This window comes from Nonomuraea roseoviolacea subsp. carminata, assembly GCF_024172185.1.
GTDB classification, from domain to species: domain Bacteria; phylum Actinomycetota; class Actinomycetes; order Streptosporangiales; family Streptosporangiaceae; genus Nonomuraea; species Nonomuraea roseoviolacea.
Genome location: NZ_JAMZEC010000001.1, coordinates 3,557,301 through 3,571,833 on the forward strand (window position 1 = coordinate 3,557,301; position 14,533 = coordinate 3,571,833).

Genomic DNA, 14,533 nt, shown 5'->3' on the forward strand with positions numbered 1-14,533 from the left:
GCTCAGGCCACGAACGGCGGCTGACCGGTCTCGCTGACCATCGGACGGCGCGCGCCCTCCCACGACTGCATGCCGCCGCCGACGTTGACCGCCTCGCGCCCGAGGTGGTTGAGCCAGGCGGCGACCTGGTAGGACCGGCCGCCGACCCGGCAGACGACGTAGACCTGGCGGTCGGCGGGGACCTCGTCCACCCGCCCCTGGATCTCTGTCATCGGGATGTGCACGGCCTCGGGAGCGTGGCCCGCCACCCACTCCTCACGCTCACGCACGTCCAGCAGGAAAGCGTCGGCGGGGACGTCGCGTGCCTCTACCTCGGGAACCGTCATGCGTCCATCATCTCGCGTCCGCGGTCGTAGGCCGCACGGGCCTCGGCGATCTCGCGCTGGTGGTCCTCGGTCCAGGTCACCAGCGCCTTGATCGTCTCGTGCAGGGTGCGGCCGAGCGGGGTGAGCGCGTAGTCCACGCGCGGCGGCACGACGGGGTGGACGGTGCGGCTCACCAGGCCGTCGCGCTCCAGGTGGCGCAGGGTCACGCTGAGCATGCGCTGGCTGACGCCGTCGATCTCGCGGCGCAGCTCGCTGAAGCGCAGGCTCCGGGAGTCGAGCAGGGCGATGACGAGCAGCGACCACTTGTCGGCGACGCGGTCCAGGATCTGGCGGACCTCGCAGCCCTCACGCGTGTCCCACTGCCGGATGTCGTAGTCGTCGGTCGTCTCGCAGGCGGCATGGTCGTCCATGGCATCCCATGCTGGCGCAGGCGGCGGACGGTTACAAGAGGTAACCGACACTACTTGAGGAGGCGCGACAGCCGCCGGTCGGCGAGCGGCTTGCCGCCCGTCTGGCAGGTCGGGCAGTACTGGAGCGAGGAGTCGGCGAACGACACCTCGCGGATGGTGTCGCCGCAGACGTCGCACGGCTGGCCGGCCCGGTTGTGGACGCGCAGGCCCGACTTCTTCTCGGCCTTGAGATCCTTGGCGGCCAGCCCGCGGGCCCGTTCCACGGCCTCGCGCAGCGTCTCGACGATGGCCTCGTGCAGGTCGGCGATCTGCGCGTCGGTCAGCGTCGAAGCGATCTTGAACGGGGACATCCTGGCCGCGTGGAGCACCTCGTCGGAGTAGGCGTTGCCGATGCCCGCGATGACCTTCTGGTCGCGCAGCAGCCCCTTGATCTGGGTGCGGTTGCCGCCGACGATCCGCTTGAGCGCGTCGGCCGTGAACGTCTCGGCCAGCGGGTCGGGCCCGAGCGAGGCCACGCCGGGCACCTCGGCCGGGTCCCGCACCACGTACAGGGCGAGGCGCTTCTGCGTGCCGGCCTCGGTCAGCTCGAACCCCGGCGCCAGGCCCTCCTCGTCGGGCGCCAGCCGCAGCCGCGCCGCGAGCGGCCCCTTGCCCGGACGCACCGGCCTGGCCCCCGACAGGTCGTCGCGCCAGCGCAGCCACCCGGCCCGGGCCAGGTGGATGACCAGGTGCAGCCCGTCGCAGTCGAGGTCGAGGAACTTGCCGTGCCGGGACACGCCGGTCACGGTCAGCCCGCCGAGCGCGCTCACCGGCGGGTCGAACGTCTTGAGCGCCTGGATGGCCACCACGTCGACGGCCAGCACGGTGCGGCCGACCGCCCGCTCGCGCAGGAAGCCGGCCAGCGACTCGACCTCGGGAAGTTCCGGCATGCCATCAGAGTACGTTCACGGCACGCTCCGGAAGGCAGGGCGCGTTCACGGCACGTCCCAGAAGGCCAGCTCGTGGGCCATGCCTTCCCGGAAGAGCCGCTCCGCCCGCGCCGGGTCCGGAGCCGCCTCGTCGATCATCTCCGCGATGCGCCCGGCCAGCGCCGCGAAGCCGGGGTCGGCGTAGGTGTCGACCCAGGCGCGGTAGCGCGGCTCGGCGGGCGGGTCCTGCGCGAGGATCCGGCCCAGCGTCGAGTACCCCCACATGCACGGGTAGAGCGCCGCCAGGCCCTCCGCGTACGTGGCGGCCGACTCCAGCAGGAACGACGTGTACGCGGCGCACGCCGGGCCCTTCACGGCCTTCTCCAGGTCGGCGCCGAACTCCGCCGACATCGACCGGTGCAGGCTCAGCTCGTCGTGGAAGGTCGCGTGCGCGAGGTCCACCAGGTCGCCCAGGTGCCCGTCGGGCGCCTGCCAGGCCAGCCGGGCGAAGACCCGCACGTAGTCCAGCAGGAACAGGTAGTCCTGCTCCAGCCAGGACCGGAACACCGGTTCGGGCAGGTCGCCGCGCCCGATCCCGGCGACGGTGGGGTGGGCGAGCTGGGCGTCGAGCAGCGGGCGGCCGACGGCGTGCAACTTCTCGGAGATGGCCATGAACGGCCACGTTAACCGGCGGGGCGCGCGTTAGTGTCGAGGGCATGACTGTGACGATCGCCGAGGAGCTCCTCCTGCTGGCCTACAGCGAGGACGAGGGCAAGCAGCTCGTCAGCTCCACCCAGCTCGACCCCGCGCTCTGTGGCGCGATCCTGGCCGAACTGGCCGTCAACGACCGGATCGAGCTGTCGGACAAGACCGTGACGGTCAAGGACCGCGCCCCTCTCGGCGACGACGAGCTGGACGGCGTCCTCGACCGCATCGCGGCGGAGGGCAGGGAGCGCAAGCCCGTCTGGTGGGTGCAGAAGCTCATGTCCGGCAAGCCGCGCCGGCGGCTGCTGACCCGGCTCGTCGAGCGGGGCGTGCTGGCCGAGCAGCGCGGCAAGGTCCTGGGGATCTTCACGACGACCCGCTGGCCGGAGGCGGACGGCTCGGTCGAGGCGAACGTGCGCGAGCGGGTGGCGAGCGCGCTCGCCGGCGCCGACCCCGACCCGCGCACCGCGGTGCTGATCGCGCTGCTGCACGCCGCCAAGATCGACCGCAAGGTGTTCCCGGGGGCGAGCAAGGAGCGCGTCAAGCAGATCGCCGAGGGCGCGTGGGCGGCCGACGCCGTCGCCAAGACCATCGCGGCCATCAACGCGGCCATGATGGCCGCGGTCACCTCCGCCGCCGTCGCCGCGAGCACCGCCGCCACAAGCTGACGCGAGCACCGCCGCCCCAAGCTGAGCCGCCCCAAGCCGATACGCCACGGGCCCGGCCACCCGCGGGGAGGCCGGGCCCGGCAGGCGGGATCAGTTGGCGTCGAGGATCTCCTGCGGCACCGGCTTGTCGGTCTTCAGGGCGTCGAACAGCGCCAGCGCGCGGGTGCGGTCCCACTTGACCGCCGAGCCGCCGCCCGCGATCTCGTTGCCGCCGAACGGCACCACCGTCGTCACCGGGCTGTCGCCCATCGCGAGCCCCAGCGACAGCATGGCGAGCGCCCCGGTGCCGGAGTCGACCGTGACGGCGTCGGTGGCGCTCATGGCCAGCGGGATCGAGGTGAACGGGTTGAGCAGCACGCCGGGCCCGGCGGCCTTCTTGACCACCGCGCCGAGGAACTGCCGCTGCCGCTTGGTCCGCTCGAAGTCGGGCAGCGCGCCGCCCTTGCGGGTGCGCACGTAGCCGAGGGCCTGGCTGCCGTTGAGCACCTGGCGGCCCTTCTTCAGCTTGAGCCCGGCCTTGGGGTCGTCCACGGCGGCCCGTACGTCGATCTCGACGCCGCCGATGGCGTCCACGATGCCGACGAAACCGGCGAAGCCGATCTCCATGTAGTGGTCCACGTGCACGCCGGTGACGGTCTCGACGGTGCGCACCAGCAGCTTCGGCCCGCCGATCGCGTACGCGGCGTTGAGCTTGTTGCGGCCCTTGCCGGGGATGGTGACGGCCGAGTCGCGGGGCAGGCTGACCAGCGTCGGCCGGTCGCTGCCCTCGGGGATGTGCAGCAGCATCATCGAGTCGGTGCGCTGCCCGGCCGCGCGGCCGGTGGCGAGCTTGCGGCGCTGCGCCGCCGACAGGCCCTTGCGGCTGTCGGAGCCGACGAGCAGCCAGTTGGTGCCCGGGGTGTCGGCCACGCGGCCCGGGTAGTCGTCCAGGACGCCCTCGATGTCGACCAGCCGCGAGTTGATCCAGAAGAACAGCCCCACGGTGGCGACCAGCAGCACGGCCACCACGGCCGCCACGATCTTGAGGATGGTGCGGCCCGAGGGCCGCTTCCGCGGCGAGCGCGGGCGCGGGGGGCCGGGCGGCTCGCCGGGGCCCGGGGGCTCGTCGCGCCGGCCCAGCGGCTTGACGGGCGACTTGCCCGAGCGCTCGCGCCCGTACACGCGCCCCGCCCCGGGGCGGGGCGGGGCGCCGGAGGGCTGGGCGGCCTCGGAGTGGGACGGCAGCAGGTGCGTGGACGCCTGCTCGGGGCCGGCTCCGGGCCGCGCTCCTGGCGGCGGCCCCGAAGGCGCCCGGGACGCCTCATGGCCGGGCGTCGGGGGGCGCTGGTGCGCCGGGGCGCCGCCCGAGAGCGGGCCCCCGTCGTTGCGTGGAGGCAGCGGGCGCCCGTCGCCCGGCGAGCGCATGGCCCGCGTGCGGTCGTCCTCAGACACGTCCCCCTACTTCCCTTCGGCTGCGTTAAACGCTACGTCGTACCTGCACCAGTGAAGACTGCCCGTCCGGCTTTTCCCACGGAAAAGTACGCAGAACTAGCGGAGAGTCACGCGGGAAACATAGTGGAGAGGTGGATCGTTACGGTTATGGACGACCTCTATCGAAGGGATGATCGTGTCCGCTCCGGACCCCTGGAGTAGCGGCCCGTGCGTGCGCACGGGTGCCTCTGAGAGCTCACCATGGTGAGCGCCTATCTGGGCCTGCTGGCCCTCCTCCTTCTCACCGCGGCGACCGGCTACTTCGTCGCCCAGGAGTTCGCCTTCGTGGCGGCCGACCGGACCGTCCTGCGCGAGCAGGCCGCGGCCGGCGACAAGGCCGCGGACAAGGCCCTGCAGGTGACCTCCCGTCTTTCGTTCATGCTCTCCGGGGCCCAGCTCGGCATCACGGTGACGGCGCTGCTGGTCGGCTTCCTGGCCGAGCCGGCGATCGCCACGCTCGTACGGCCCTGGCTGAGCGGCACGGGCCTGCCCGGCGCGGCCGTCACCGGGCTGTCGGTGGCCGCCGGCGTGTTCGTCGCGACCGTCGTGCAGATGGTCCTCGGCGAGCTCGCGCCCAAGAACCTCGGCATCGCCCGGCCGGAGCCCGTCGCCAAGTTCCTGGCCGGCTCGACGCTGGCCTACCTGGCCGTGGTGGGCCCGGTGGTCCGCCTGTTCGACTCGGCGGCCACCGGCGTGCTGCGGCGCGTCGGCATCGAGCCGGTCGAGGAGGTGGAGCACGGCGCCACGCCCGAGGAGCTGTCGCGGATCATCGCCGAGTCCACGCGGGCGGGCGAGCTGCCGCCGCGGCTGTCCGAGCTGCTGGAGCGGGCCCTGGAGTTCGGCGACCGCATCGCCGAGGAGATCATGGTGCCGCGCCCGCGCGTGGTCGCGCTGCGCGACTCCCAGCCCATCTCCGAGCTCGTGGACGTCATGCGCGAACGCGGCCACTCCCGTTACCCGGTGCTGGGCGCCGACGGCGACGTGGCCGGCGTGACGGGCGTGCGCGAGCTGCTGGCCTCCGGCCTGGACGCCGCCGCGGGCGGCACGGTCGGCGACGTCATGCGCCCGGCCCGCCTGGTGCCCGACTCGCTGCCCCTACCGGCCGTGGTCGAGGAGATGCGGGCCGCCAAGGACGACATCGTCTGCGTCATCGACGAGTACGGCGGCCTGGCCGGCGTCATCACCATCGAGGACCTGGCCGAGGAGCTGGTCGGCGAGCTCGTCGACGAGAACGACCCCGAGCCGGCCGGCGCCGTGGAGCGGCCCGACGGCGGCTGGGACGTCCCCGGCCGCCTGCGCCTCGACGAGGTGGAGCGGGCCACCGGCGTGGCCCTGCCGGAGAGCGACGACTACGACACGCTCGCCGGTCTCATCCTGGCCCGGCTGGGCCGCATGCCCGAGGCGGGCGACCAGGTGGTCGTGCCGCTGGAGACCGAGCCCGACCTGTTCGCCGACGACGACGGCGGCGAGCGGCTGGCGGAGCTGACCGTGCTCTCGCTCGACCGCCGCGTGCCGGACCTGGTGCGCCTGTCGCCGGTGCTGCAGACGGAGGCCGTCCGATGACGATGATCCTGCTCAGCCTGGTGCTGCTGGCGCTGAACGCGGTCTTCGTGGCCGCGGAGTTCGCCTTCGTCTCGGCCCGGCGCCACCGCCTGGAGGAGGCGGCCGGCGGCGGCAACCGGCTGGTCCGCTTCGCGGCCAGGTCGGCGGTGGGCGGCGGGCGCCAGCTCTCGATGATGCTGGCGGGCGCCCAGCTCGGCATCACGCTCTGCACGCTGGGCCTCGGTCAGGTCACCGAGCCGGCGATCGAGCACTTCCTGGAGCCGGTCTTCGCGGCCGTCGGGGTTCCGGAGTCGCTGCGCATGCCGATCGCGCTGACCATCGCGCTGGCGCTGGTCACGTTCCTGCACATGGTCATCGGCGAGATGGCGCCCAAGTCGTGGGCGCTGACCGCGCCCGAGCGGGCCGCCATGCTGCTGACGGTGCCCTTCCGCGCGTTCGTGACCGTGACGCGGCCGCTGCTGTCGGCGCTGAACGGCCTGACGAACCTCATCCTGCGGGCCTTCGGCGTCAGCCCCCGCGACGAGCTGGCGACGACCCGCACCCCGCGCCAGCTCGCCATGCTGGTGGGCGAGTCGGGCCGGATGGGGCTGCTCGACAGGGACGAGCACGACCTGCTGACGCGGGCGCTGCGGCTGGAGGCCGAGGGCATCGAGCGGCTCATGGTGCCCATCGGCCGGGCCGTGACCGTGCCCCCGGAGGCGAGCGCCGAGGCCATCAGGCGGGCCGCCGGGGAGAGCGGCCACCTGCGGCTGCTGGTCGGCGTCCCCGGCGCGGTCATGGGCGTGCTGCACGCCCGTGAGGCGCTGCTGCAGCCGGACGCCACCGCCGGGAGCCTGGCGCGTCCGGCGCCGCGCCTGGCGTGCGTCACGCAGGTCCCCGAGGCCGTGACGGCGCTCCAGGAGGCCCGCGCGCACCTGGCGCTGGTCACGGGGCAGGGCGGCGAGGTCATCGGCATGGTGACGCTCTCGGACCTGATCGGGGAGCTGCTGGACACCCGCGCCGCCCTGACGGCCCCCGTGCCCGCCTGACGCGCCCGACCGCATCGGTCCGCTCGCGGCCGGTCCTTCCACGGGCCGGCCGCGGTGCGGCGCCGCGCCCCGGAACTCGCAGGAAAGTCGCAGCTCACCCATGAAATGTGAGCTAAATCACGCAAGCGATCCGAAAGTGATCTGCAAGCGGAGGCTTCTACCGTCGTCCCTCGGGGAGCACACGGAAGCGCGGACGCGCGCACCAGGTCCGGACAAAGAACAAGCCCCGGCTCTTGCGAACCGGGGCTGTCTTCGTCAAGGTGGGTCTGCCGATTCCATCGGCGAACCCTGGTGGGCGAGGAGGGATTTGAACCCTCACGTCCTTTCGGACACACGGACCTGAACCGTGCGCGTCTGCCGTTCCGCCACCCGCCCTTTGTTGGGTGCGGAGAAACAGTAGCACGGAACAGCCGGTGGTACTGAACCCGGATACGATCGCATAAGACACGGGAGCGGATGAGCTGGGCGCGACGGCTGACCAAGCGCCGGGATCGCCGTGACGTGGGACGAGCGGAGCCAGGCGTGCGAGCGCCTGGAGGCCGCGATCATATGCACGGAGGAAGGGAGGTACCCGGTGGGAGTCCTTCAGCGCTTCGAGCGAAGGCTCGAAGGCTTGGTTGAGGGGGCCTTTGCGCGGGCGTTCAAATCTGACCTTCAGCCGGTCGAGGTCGCCAGCGCGGTTCAGCGGGAGATGGACGAGCGTGCGGCGATCGTCGCACAGGGTCGCACACTCGTGCCCAACGACTTCGTGGTGGAGCTGTCCACGACCGACAGTGAGCGGCTCGAGGTCTACGCCGACAGCATCAGCCACGAGCTGGCCAACCTCGCCAGGGAGTACGCCAAGGAGCAGGGCTACTCCTTCGTGGGACCGGTCCGGGTGCGTTTCGAGACCGCGGCGGACCTGGCTGTGGGTCTGTTCCGCATCAGGTCGGGCGTCATCCGCGGCGCCACGGTGGAGCAGGACGAGATCCGCCAGCCCGCCAGCGACCTGCCCCCTTCCCGGCCCAACGCGTTCGGCGGGCGGCCCCGGCTGCTCGTCTCCACCCAGGACGACCCGCAGGGCGACCGCTCCTACGAGCTCACCACCCCGGTGACGCTGCTCGGCCGGGGCACCGACTGCGATCTCCGCCTGGTCGACCCCGGCGTCTCCCGCCACCACGCCGAGCTGCGCGTGGAAGGGCCCCAGGTGCACCTGGTGGACCTGGGATCGACCAACGGCACTTTCGTCAACGGCCAGCCGGTACGCAGAATCGAGCTCCAGAACGGCACGCGAGTGACGTTGGGGCGCACGACTCTGGTGTTCCGGCGCGATTAGGGGTAGACAAACGGTCCATGTCCGAGCTCACGCTGCTGCTGATCCGGCTCGCCTTCCTGGCGGTGCTGTGGTTCTTCGTCATTGCCGCAGTCGGCGTGATCCGGACTGACTTGTTCGGATCACGTACGGCTGCGGCGGGCCCACGGAAGAGCGCGAAACCCACCAAACCCGCTGCCAAGCCGAAGAGCAAGAAGGGCGAGCCACGCCAGCTCGTCGTGACCGGTGGCCCCTTGCAGGGCACCACCATTAACCTCACGGAGACGCCCATCACCATCGGCCGGGCGAACGACGCCACGCTGGTAGTCAGCGATGACTACGCTTCCAGCCGGCATGCCCGGCTCTTTCCTCAGGACGGTCAGTGGATCGTGGAAGATCTCGGTTCGACCAACGGCACGTATCTCGACCGCTCAAAAGTCACCCGTCCGACCCCGGTGCCGCTCGGTGTTCCGATCCGCGTCGGCAAGACAGTCATTGAATTGCGCAAATGACCATCGCACTCCGCTACGCCGCCCGCTCGGACGTCGGCCTCCTCCGCGAGGGGAACGAGGACTCGGCGTACGCCAGCGGCCGCCTGCTCGCCGTCGCCGACGGCATGGGCGGGCACGCACACGGCGAGGTGGCGAGCTCCGTCGCCATCGCCGCAATGGCCTCCCTGGAGGAGGCCCAGCAGGGCGGTGACCTGCTCAACGCCATCGAGGCAGCAGTACGCGACGCCAACCGCAGGCTGCACGAGATGGTGGGGCGGGACCCGAGCCTGAAGGGCATGGGCACCACGCTCACCGCCATGCTCTGGCACGGCACCCAGGTGGCCCTGGTGCACGTCGGCGACTCGCGCGCCTACCTGCTCAGACGCGGGGAGCTGTACCAGATCACGCACGACCACACGCTGGTGCAGCAACTGGTCGACGACGGGCGCATCACCCCCGAGGAGGCGGCGACGCACCCGCAGCGCTCGATCCTGCTGCGGGCGCTCGACGGGAGCGGCGAGGTCGATCCGGACCTCACGCTCCGCGAGGCCCAGGTGGGCGACCGCTACCTGCTGTGCTCCGACGGGCTGTCGGGCGTGGTGAGCGCGGAGACGCTGCACGCGACGCTGACCAACATCGACGACCCCGAAGAGGTCGTCCGGCAGCTCATCGACCTGGCCAACAGGGGCGGCGGGCCCGACAACATCACCTGCGTGCTGGCCGACGTGCTGGAGATCTCCGACGGCCAGCAGGTGCCCGTCGAGGCGGCGGTCGTCGGCGCGGCCGGCATGAACCGGCTGAGACCGGGCCCGCAGGAGACCTCCCCGGGGCGATCGAGCGCGGTGACCGCGCCCCAGCCGGTGATCACTGACGACGAGTTCGACGAGCCGGGCGCGCAGGCGTCCGGCCGGCCGGGCCGCCGCCGTCGGGTGTGGCCCGTGCTGGTCTCCGTGCTCGGCGTCGGGGCCGCGGTCGTCGGTGTCGGCGGCTATTTCGGCTGGCAGTGGACCCAGGACCAGTTCTTCGTCGGAGCCAGGGGCGACGAGGTGGTCGTTTTCCAGGGGATCCAGCAGGAGCTGGGCCCCCTCCAGCTCTTCTCGGTGGCCAAGCACACCGGCAAGCCCCTGTCCCAGCTCTCCCGTCTCGACCAGGAGCTGGTCAAGGACGGCATCGAGGTCGCCAGCCTCGACGAGGGCGTCAACCGCATCAAGGACCTGAAGTTCACCGACGGTCAGACCGATTCCAAGGACAAGGCGGCGCCGAACGCCAGCGCGTCGCCCTCACCCGACTCCGCCAAGGCGTCCCCCAGCGCCACGAAGGCATCTCCGAGCGCCACGAGGACGAAGCCCTAGATGAGCGAAATGGCCGCCACCCCCGTCCCCCTCCCGGCCAAGCGGCGAGGGGCGCAGCTTCTCATGCTGGCGCTCGCCGTCGGCATCACCATGTTCGCCTACGCCAACGTGGGCCTCGCCCTGAACGGCAAGGTCCCGGCGGGCATGCTGACGTACGGGCTGGGCCTGGGCGGCTTCATGCTGGCCGCCTACCTGGTGCTGGCCAAGTGGGCGCCGTGGGCCGACCCGCTGATCCTGCCGCTGGTCACGCTGGTCAACGGCATCGGCCTGGTGATGATCTACCGGATCGAGGAGTCGCACGCGATCGGGACCGGGGGAGCCTCGGCCACCAACCAGCTCATCATGACCGGCATCGGCGTGGTCCTGTTCGCCGTCACGCTGATCGTGCTGCGCGACCAGCGCGCCCTGCAGCGGCTGACCTACACCGCCGGATTCGTCGGCCTGTTCCTGCTGATCTCCCCGCTCATCCCGGGGCTGGGCAAGACCGTCAACGGCTCCCGCATCTGGATCGGCTTCGGCCCCGCCACCATCCAGCCCGCCGAGCTGGCCAAGATCGCACTGGTCGTCTTCTTCGCCGGCTACCTCGTGGCCAAGCGCGACGTGCTGGCCCTGGCCGGGCGGCGGCTGCTCTTCATCGACCTGCCCCGCGCCCGCGACCTCGGCCCGGTCCTCATCACCTGGGCGGTCAGCCTGGGCGTGCTCGTGCTGCAGAAGGACCTCGGCTCGTCGCTGCTGCTGTTCGGCACCTTCATCGCGATGCTCTACATCGCCACGCAGCGCACGTCCTGGGTGCTGATCGGCATCCTGCTCTTCGTCGGCGGCGCGTTCCTGGCCGGACAGATCTTCGACCACGTGCAGGCCCGCTTCGAGGTCTGGCTCGACCCGGGCCGGCAGGAGTTCTTCGACCGCCAGCTGGGCGGCAGCGCCCAGCTCATGCAGGGCCTGTTCGCGATGGGCGCGGGCGGCATCCTCGGCACCGGCCTCGGCCAGGGCCACCCCTACCTGGTGCCGCTGTCGTTCTCCGACTTCATCTTCTCCGCCACCGGCGAGGAGCTCGGCCTGACCGGCCTGATGGCCCTGCTGATGGTCTACGCGCTGATCGTCGAGCGCGGCCTGCGCACCTCGCTGGCGGCCCGCGACCCGTTCACCAAGCTGCTGGCCGGCGGGCTGTCGTTCCTGCTGGCCTGGCAGCTGTTCATCATCGTCGGCGGCGTGACCAACCTCATCCCGCTGACCGGTCTGGTCACCCCGTTCATGTCGCAGGGCGGTTCGGCCCTGCTCGCGAACTGGATCCTCATCGCCCTCCTGGTACGCACCTCTGACGCGGCGCGCCAACCGCCGCCCCAGGCGATCCAGAACGAAGGACTGACACAGGTGTTCCAGCGATGAACAACACCGTCAAGCGCATAGCCGTGGCCTGCCTGGCCATGTTCGCGCTGCTCATGGTCAACGTGAACTACGTCCAGGCGGTCAAGGCCGACAAGTACTCCGAGGACCAGCGCAACCTGCGCAACTTCTACGAGCGCTACGCGGTGCAGCGCGGACGCATCACCGCCGGCGGCAAGGAGATCCTCGCCCAGTCGCGCGACACCGGCAGCTCGGAGTTCCGCTTCGTCCGCCAGTACACCGACGGCAAGCTGTACGCGCACATCACGGGCTTCTTCTCGCCCGAGAGCGCGTCCGGCATCGAGGCGGCCGAGAACAAGCTGCTCGACGGCTCCAGCTCCGACCTGCTGCTGCGGCGCAGCATCGACCTGTTCACCGGCGAGCCCACCAAGGGCGCCAACGTCGACCTGACGATCAACCCGAGGGCGCAGAAGGCGGCCTACGACGCGCTGCGCGCGAGCGGCAAGCGGGGCGCCCTGGTCGCCCTCAACCCCAAGACCGGCGCGATCCTCGCGATGGTGTCGCTGCCCACGTACGACCCGGCCGAGCTGTCGGGCACCAGCAAGAAGCAGGTGTTCACCCGCTACGACGAGCTGGCCAAGGACAAGAGCCAGCCGCTGCTCAACCGCGCCATCGGCCAGACCTACCCGCCCGGCTCCACGTTCAAGGTGGTCACGGCCGCCGCGTACCTGGAGGACGACGACTCGCGCGGGCCGAACACGACCGTGCAGGCGCCGCAGCGGCTGCCCCTGCCCGGCACCACCATCAGCCTGCCCAACTACGGCGGCGCGGCCTGCGGCGCCGGCCAGGTCCCGCTGGTCTTCGCGCTGGAGAAGTCCTGCAACACGCCGTTCGGTTCCATCGGCATGGAGCTCGGCTACGCGAAGATGAAGGAGCAGACCGAGAAGTTCGGCATGGGAGAGCAGATCGGCGTCCCGATGTCGGTGACCCAGAGTGACTTCGGCCCCGAAGAGGACAAGGCGGCCCTGGCCATGGCCTCGATCGGCCAGCGCAGCAACCGGATGACGCCGCTGCAGATGGCGATGATCGCCGCGGGCATCGCCAACAAGGGCACGGTCATGAAGCCGTACCTCGTCAACAAGATCACCGACAGCAAGGGCGACTCGATCGAGGACGCCGACCCGCAGGAGCTCAGCGAGGCGGTCAGCCCCGAGACGGCCGGCAAGCTGCGCGAGATGATGGTCAGCGTCGTCAACAACGGCACCGCCAACCTCGCCCAGATCCCCGGCGTCCAGGTGGCCGGCAAGACCGGCACCGCCGAGACCTCCGACAACCGCCCCCCGCACGCCTGGTTCATCTCCTTCGCCCCGGCCGACGACCCGCAGATCGCGCTCGCGGTCATCGTCGAGTCGGGCGCCGCCAACGTGGGCGCCGAGGCGACGGGCGGCCACACCGCCGCGCCGATCGCCAAGCAGGTCATGGAGGCGGTGCTGAAGAATTGATCGACGGCAACGTGCCGGGCCATGCGGCTCGGTAACCGCTATCTCCTCCTCTCCCGGATCGCCGCGGGCGGCATGGGAGAGGTCTGGCGTGCCCGCGACGAGCTGCTGGGCCGCGAGGTGGCGGTCAAGGTGCTGCGCAGCCACATCCACGGCGACCCCACGTTCCGTGAGCGGTTCCGCAACGAGGCGCGCATCACCGCGGCGCTGTCCGACCCCGGCATCGCGCAGGTCTTCGACTACGGCGAGCAGGACGACCTGGCCTACCTCGTGATGGAGCTGGTCCACGGCGAGCCGCTGTCGGCCATCCTGGCCCGCAACGGCGCCCTGGGCCCCGAGGTGGCGCTGGACGTGCTGCACCAGACGGCCAAGGCGCTGCACGTCGCCCACGCCTCCGGGGTCGTCCACCGCGACGTCAAGCCGGGCAACCTGCTGGTGACGCCCGACGGCCACATCAAGGTGACCGACTTCGGCATCGCCCGGGCGCTGGAGGCCGCCCCGGTGACGCAGACCGGCACCGTGCTCGGCACCGCCCCGTACGTGAGCCCCGAGCAGGCGCAGGGCCTGCCGCTCACGCCCGCCACCGACCTGTACTCGCTCGGCATCGTGGTCTACGAGTGCCTGGCGGGCCGCACGCCGTTCCGGGGCGACACCCAGGTGGCGATCGCGCTCCAGCACCTCAACGAGCAGCCGCCGCCGCTCGGCGTCGACGTGCCGGCCCCGGTGCGCGACCTGGTCATGGCGCTGCTGGCCAAGGACCCGGCCGCGCGACCCGGGTCCGCGCGGGAGCTGGCCGACCGGGCGTACGTGCTGCGCGACTCGCTGGTCGGGCACGAGCGGGGCGTGGAGCTGAGCATGCTCACCGACCCCGACGGCTTCCGCGTCCACGGGCGCGACCCGTACGGGACGGGCGAGGGCACGGGCGGCACCATGCCGGCCGCGACCCCGGTGCGCCCGCACGACAAGGAGTCCACGTACGACCTGATGGGCGGCGCCGCGCCCGCCACGGTGTCGGCGTCCCCGTCGCGGCGCCGGCCCGGCGGGCCCGGACGGCGGCGCGGCCCGGGCGCGCGGGCGCTGGCGGTCGTGGCCACGGCCGGCTGCCTGGCCGCGGTGGGGCTCAGCGCCATGACGATCGTCCAGCAGCGCGACGTGCCCGCAAGGCCGCCGGACATCACGGACCCGTCGCGGGCCGGCTCGGCCACCCCGACGCCGGACAAGACCCGCCCCAAGCCCAAACGCACGCGCAGGCCGCCCGCGATTACGGCGAAGTCCACGCGGCCGGTACCCTCACGGTCGGCTACCGTTGACAAGTCGGCGACTCCTACCCAGAAGCCGACACCCCGACCCACCCCGACCACCCGAACCCCGACCCCCACACCGACCCCGAAGCCCACGACGACGCCAACAAGTCCGGCACAGAGCGCCTCACCTGACCCTGGGGAGACAAACCCGCCGAAGGAAGGGACGTGATG

Annotated in this window: 14 protein-coding genes and 1 tRNA gene; 9 read left to right on the plus strand and 6 right to left on the minus strand. The window is 71.7% G+C overall.

Annotated features, from left to right (window positions below):
• Positions 1–2: 2 nt before the first annotated feature.
• Genes HD595_RS16585 through HD595_RS16600 form a run of 4 tightly spaced genes read right to left on the minus strand, consistent with a single transcriptional unit; the run spans position 3 to position 2,316 of the window.
• Positions 3–326, minus strand: coding sequence for a rhodanese-like domain-containing protein (locus tag HD595_RS16585; RefSeq protein WP_253770032.1), 324 nt, complete (start codon positions 324–326; stop codon positions 3–5).
• Positions 323–736, minus strand: coding sequence for a winged helix-turn-helix transcriptional regulator (locus tag HD595_RS16590; RefSeq protein ID WP_253770034.1), 414 nt, complete (start codon positions 734–736; stop codon positions 323–325). Before HD595_RS16590 ends, HD595_RS16585 begins: the two co-directional genes overlap by 4 nt.
• A 50-nt stretch (positions 737–786) precedes the next feature.
• Positions 787–1,665: an Fpg/Nei family DNA glycosylase gene (locus HD595_RS16595; RefSeq protein WP_253770036.1), complete on the minus strand. Its 879-nt coding sequence runs from the start codon at positions 1,663–1,665 to the stop codon at positions 787–789.
• A 45-nt stretch (positions 1,666–1,710) separates the two neighbouring features.
• A complete protein-coding gene (locus tag HD595_RS16600) occupies positions 1,711–2,316 on the minus strand; it encodes a TenA family protein (RefSeq protein WP_253770038.1) in 606 nt (201 codons plus the stop codon).
• A gap of 44 nt (positions 2,317–2,360) precedes the next feature.
• Between HD595_RS16600 and HD595_RS16605 the strand changes: the two genes are divergently transcribed.
• On the plus strand, positions 2,361–3,017 hold the full coding sequence (locus HD595_RS16605) for a GOLPH3/VPS74 family protein (RefSeq protein WP_253770039.1): 657 nt from the start codon (positions 2,361–2,363) through the stop codon (positions 3,015–3,017).
• A 90-nt stretch (positions 3,018–3,107) separates the two neighbouring features.
• Here the strand turns inward: HD595_RS16605 and HD595_RS16610 are convergent, their stop codons facing one another.
• A complete protein-coding gene (locus tag HD595_RS16610) occupies positions 3,108–4,448 on the minus strand; it encodes an LCP family protein (RefSeq protein ID WP_253770041.1) in 1,341 nt (446 codons plus the stop codon).
• A 243-nt stretch (positions 4,449–4,691) separates the two neighbouring features.
• Here HD595_RS16610 and HD595_RS16615 point away from each other — a divergent pair, with 243 nt between their 5' ends.
• Both HD595_RS16615 and HD595_RS16620 read left to right on the plus strand, forming a co-directional pair.
• The gene (locus HD595_RS16615; protein WP_253781197.1) at positions 4,692–6,050 is read left to right on the plus strand and encodes a hemolysin family protein; all 1,359 of its coding nucleotides are present in this window, start codon (positions 4,692–4,694) and stop codon (positions 6,048–6,050) included.
• Positions 6,047–7,078, plus strand: a complete 1,032-nt coding sequence (locus HD595_RS16620) for a hemolysin family protein (RefSeq protein ID WP_253770043.1) — start codon at positions 6,047–6,049, stop codon at positions 7,076–7,078. Before HD595_RS16615 ends, HD595_RS16620 begins: the two co-directional genes overlap by 4 nt.
• A gap of 289 nt (positions 7,079–7,367) precedes the next feature.
• On the opposite strand, the gene HD595_RS16625 is transcribed toward HD595_RS16620, so the two are convergent.
• Positions 7,368–7,453, minus strand: a tRNA-Leu gene (locus HD595_RS16625).
• A 199-nt stretch (positions 7,454–7,652) separates the two neighbouring features.
• Here HD595_RS16625 and HD595_RS16630 point away from each other — a divergent pair.
• Genes HD595_RS16630 through HD595_RS16655 form a run of 6 tightly spaced genes read left to right on the plus strand, consistent with a single transcriptional unit; the run spans position 7,653 to position 14,531 of the window.
• On the plus strand, positions 7,653–8,393 hold the full coding sequence (locus HD595_RS16630; protein ID WP_175594526.1) for an FhaA domain-containing protein: 741 nt from the start codon (positions 7,653–7,655) through the stop codon (positions 8,391–8,393).
• 17 nt (positions 8,394–8,410) lie between these two features.
• Entirely contained in the window at positions 8,411–8,881 is a 471-nt protein-coding gene (locus tag HD595_RS16635) for an FHA domain-containing protein FhaB/FipA (RefSeq protein ID WP_175594525.1), read from the plus strand.
• Positions 8,878–10,212, plus strand: a complete 1,335-nt coding sequence (locus HD595_RS16640) for a Stp1/IreP family PP2C-type Ser/Thr phosphatase (protein ID WP_253770045.1) — start codon at positions 8,878–8,880, stop codon at positions 10,210–10,212. The genes HD595_RS16635 and HD595_RS16640 overlap by 4 nt, the downstream gene beginning before the upstream one ends.
• Entirely contained in the window at positions 10,213–11,601 is a 1,389-nt protein-coding gene (locus tag HD595_RS16645; RefSeq protein ID WP_253770047.1) for an FtsW/RodA/SpoVE family cell cycle protein, read from the plus strand. It begins immediately after the preceding gene.
• The gene (locus tag HD595_RS16650) at positions 11,598–13,061 is read left to right on the plus strand and encodes a peptidoglycan D,D-transpeptidase FtsI family protein (RefSeq protein WP_253770049.1); all 1,464 of its coding nucleotides are present in this window, start codon (positions 11,598–11,600) and stop codon (positions 13,059–13,061) included. The genes HD595_RS16645 and HD595_RS16650 overlap by 4 nt, the downstream gene beginning before the upstream one ends.
• A gap of 21 nt (positions 13,062–13,082) precedes the next feature.
• The gene (locus HD595_RS16655; protein WP_253770051.1) at positions 13,083–14,531 is read left to right on the plus strand and encodes a serine/threonine-protein kinase; all 1,449 of its coding nucleotides are present in this window, start codon (positions 13,083–13,085) and stop codon (positions 14,529–14,531) included.
• Positions 14,532–14,533 lie beyond the last annotated feature (2 nt).

Excerpts from the sequence above, each read along its gene's own strand:
- HD595_RS16645 (WP_253770047.1), top strand. The coding sequence starts at position 10,213 with ATGAGCGAAATGGCCGCCACCCCCGTCCCCCTCCCGGCCAAGCGGCGA.
- HD595_RS16590 (WP_253770034.1), bottom strand. The coding sequence starts at position 736 with ATGGACGACCATGCCGCCTGCGAGACGACCGACGACTACGACATCCGG.
- HD595_RS16650 (WP_253770049.1), top strand. The coding sequence starts at position 11,598 with ATGAACAACACCGTCAAGCGCATAGCCGTGGCCTGCCTGGCCATGTTC.
- HD595_RS16640 (WP_253770045.1), top strand. The coding sequence starts at position 8,878 with ATGACCATCGCACTCCGCTACGCCGCCCGCTCGGACGTCGGCCTCCTC.
- HD595_RS16635 (WP_175594525.1), top strand. The coding sequence starts at position 8,411 with ATGTCCGAGCTCACGCTGCTGCTGATCCGGCTCGCCTTCCTGGCGGTG.
- HD595_RS16605 (WP_253770039.1), top strand. The coding sequence starts at position 2,361 with ATGACTGTGACGATCGCCGAGGAGCTCCTCCTGCTGGCCTACAGCGAG.
- HD595_RS16595 (WP_253770036.1), bottom strand. The coding sequence starts at position 1,665 with ATGCCGGAACTTCCCGAGGTCGAGTCGCTGGCCGGCTTCCTGCGCGAG.
- HD595_RS16620 (WP_253770043.1), top strand. The coding sequence starts at position 6,047 with ATGACGATGATCCTGCTCAGCCTGGTGCTGCTGGCGCTGAACGCGGTC.
- HD595_RS16600 (WP_253770038.1), bottom strand. The coding sequence starts at position 2,316 with ATGGCCATCTCCGAGAAGTTGCACGCCGTCGGCCGCCCGCTGCTCGAC.
- HD595_RS16585 (WP_253770032.1), bottom strand. The coding sequence starts at position 326 with ATGACGGTTCCCGAGGTAGAGGCACGCGACGTCCCCGCCGACGCTTTC.
- HD595_RS16655 (WP_253770051.1), top strand. The coding sequence starts at position 13,083 with ATGCGGCTCGGTAACCGCTATCTCCTCCTCTCCCGGATCGCCGCGGGC.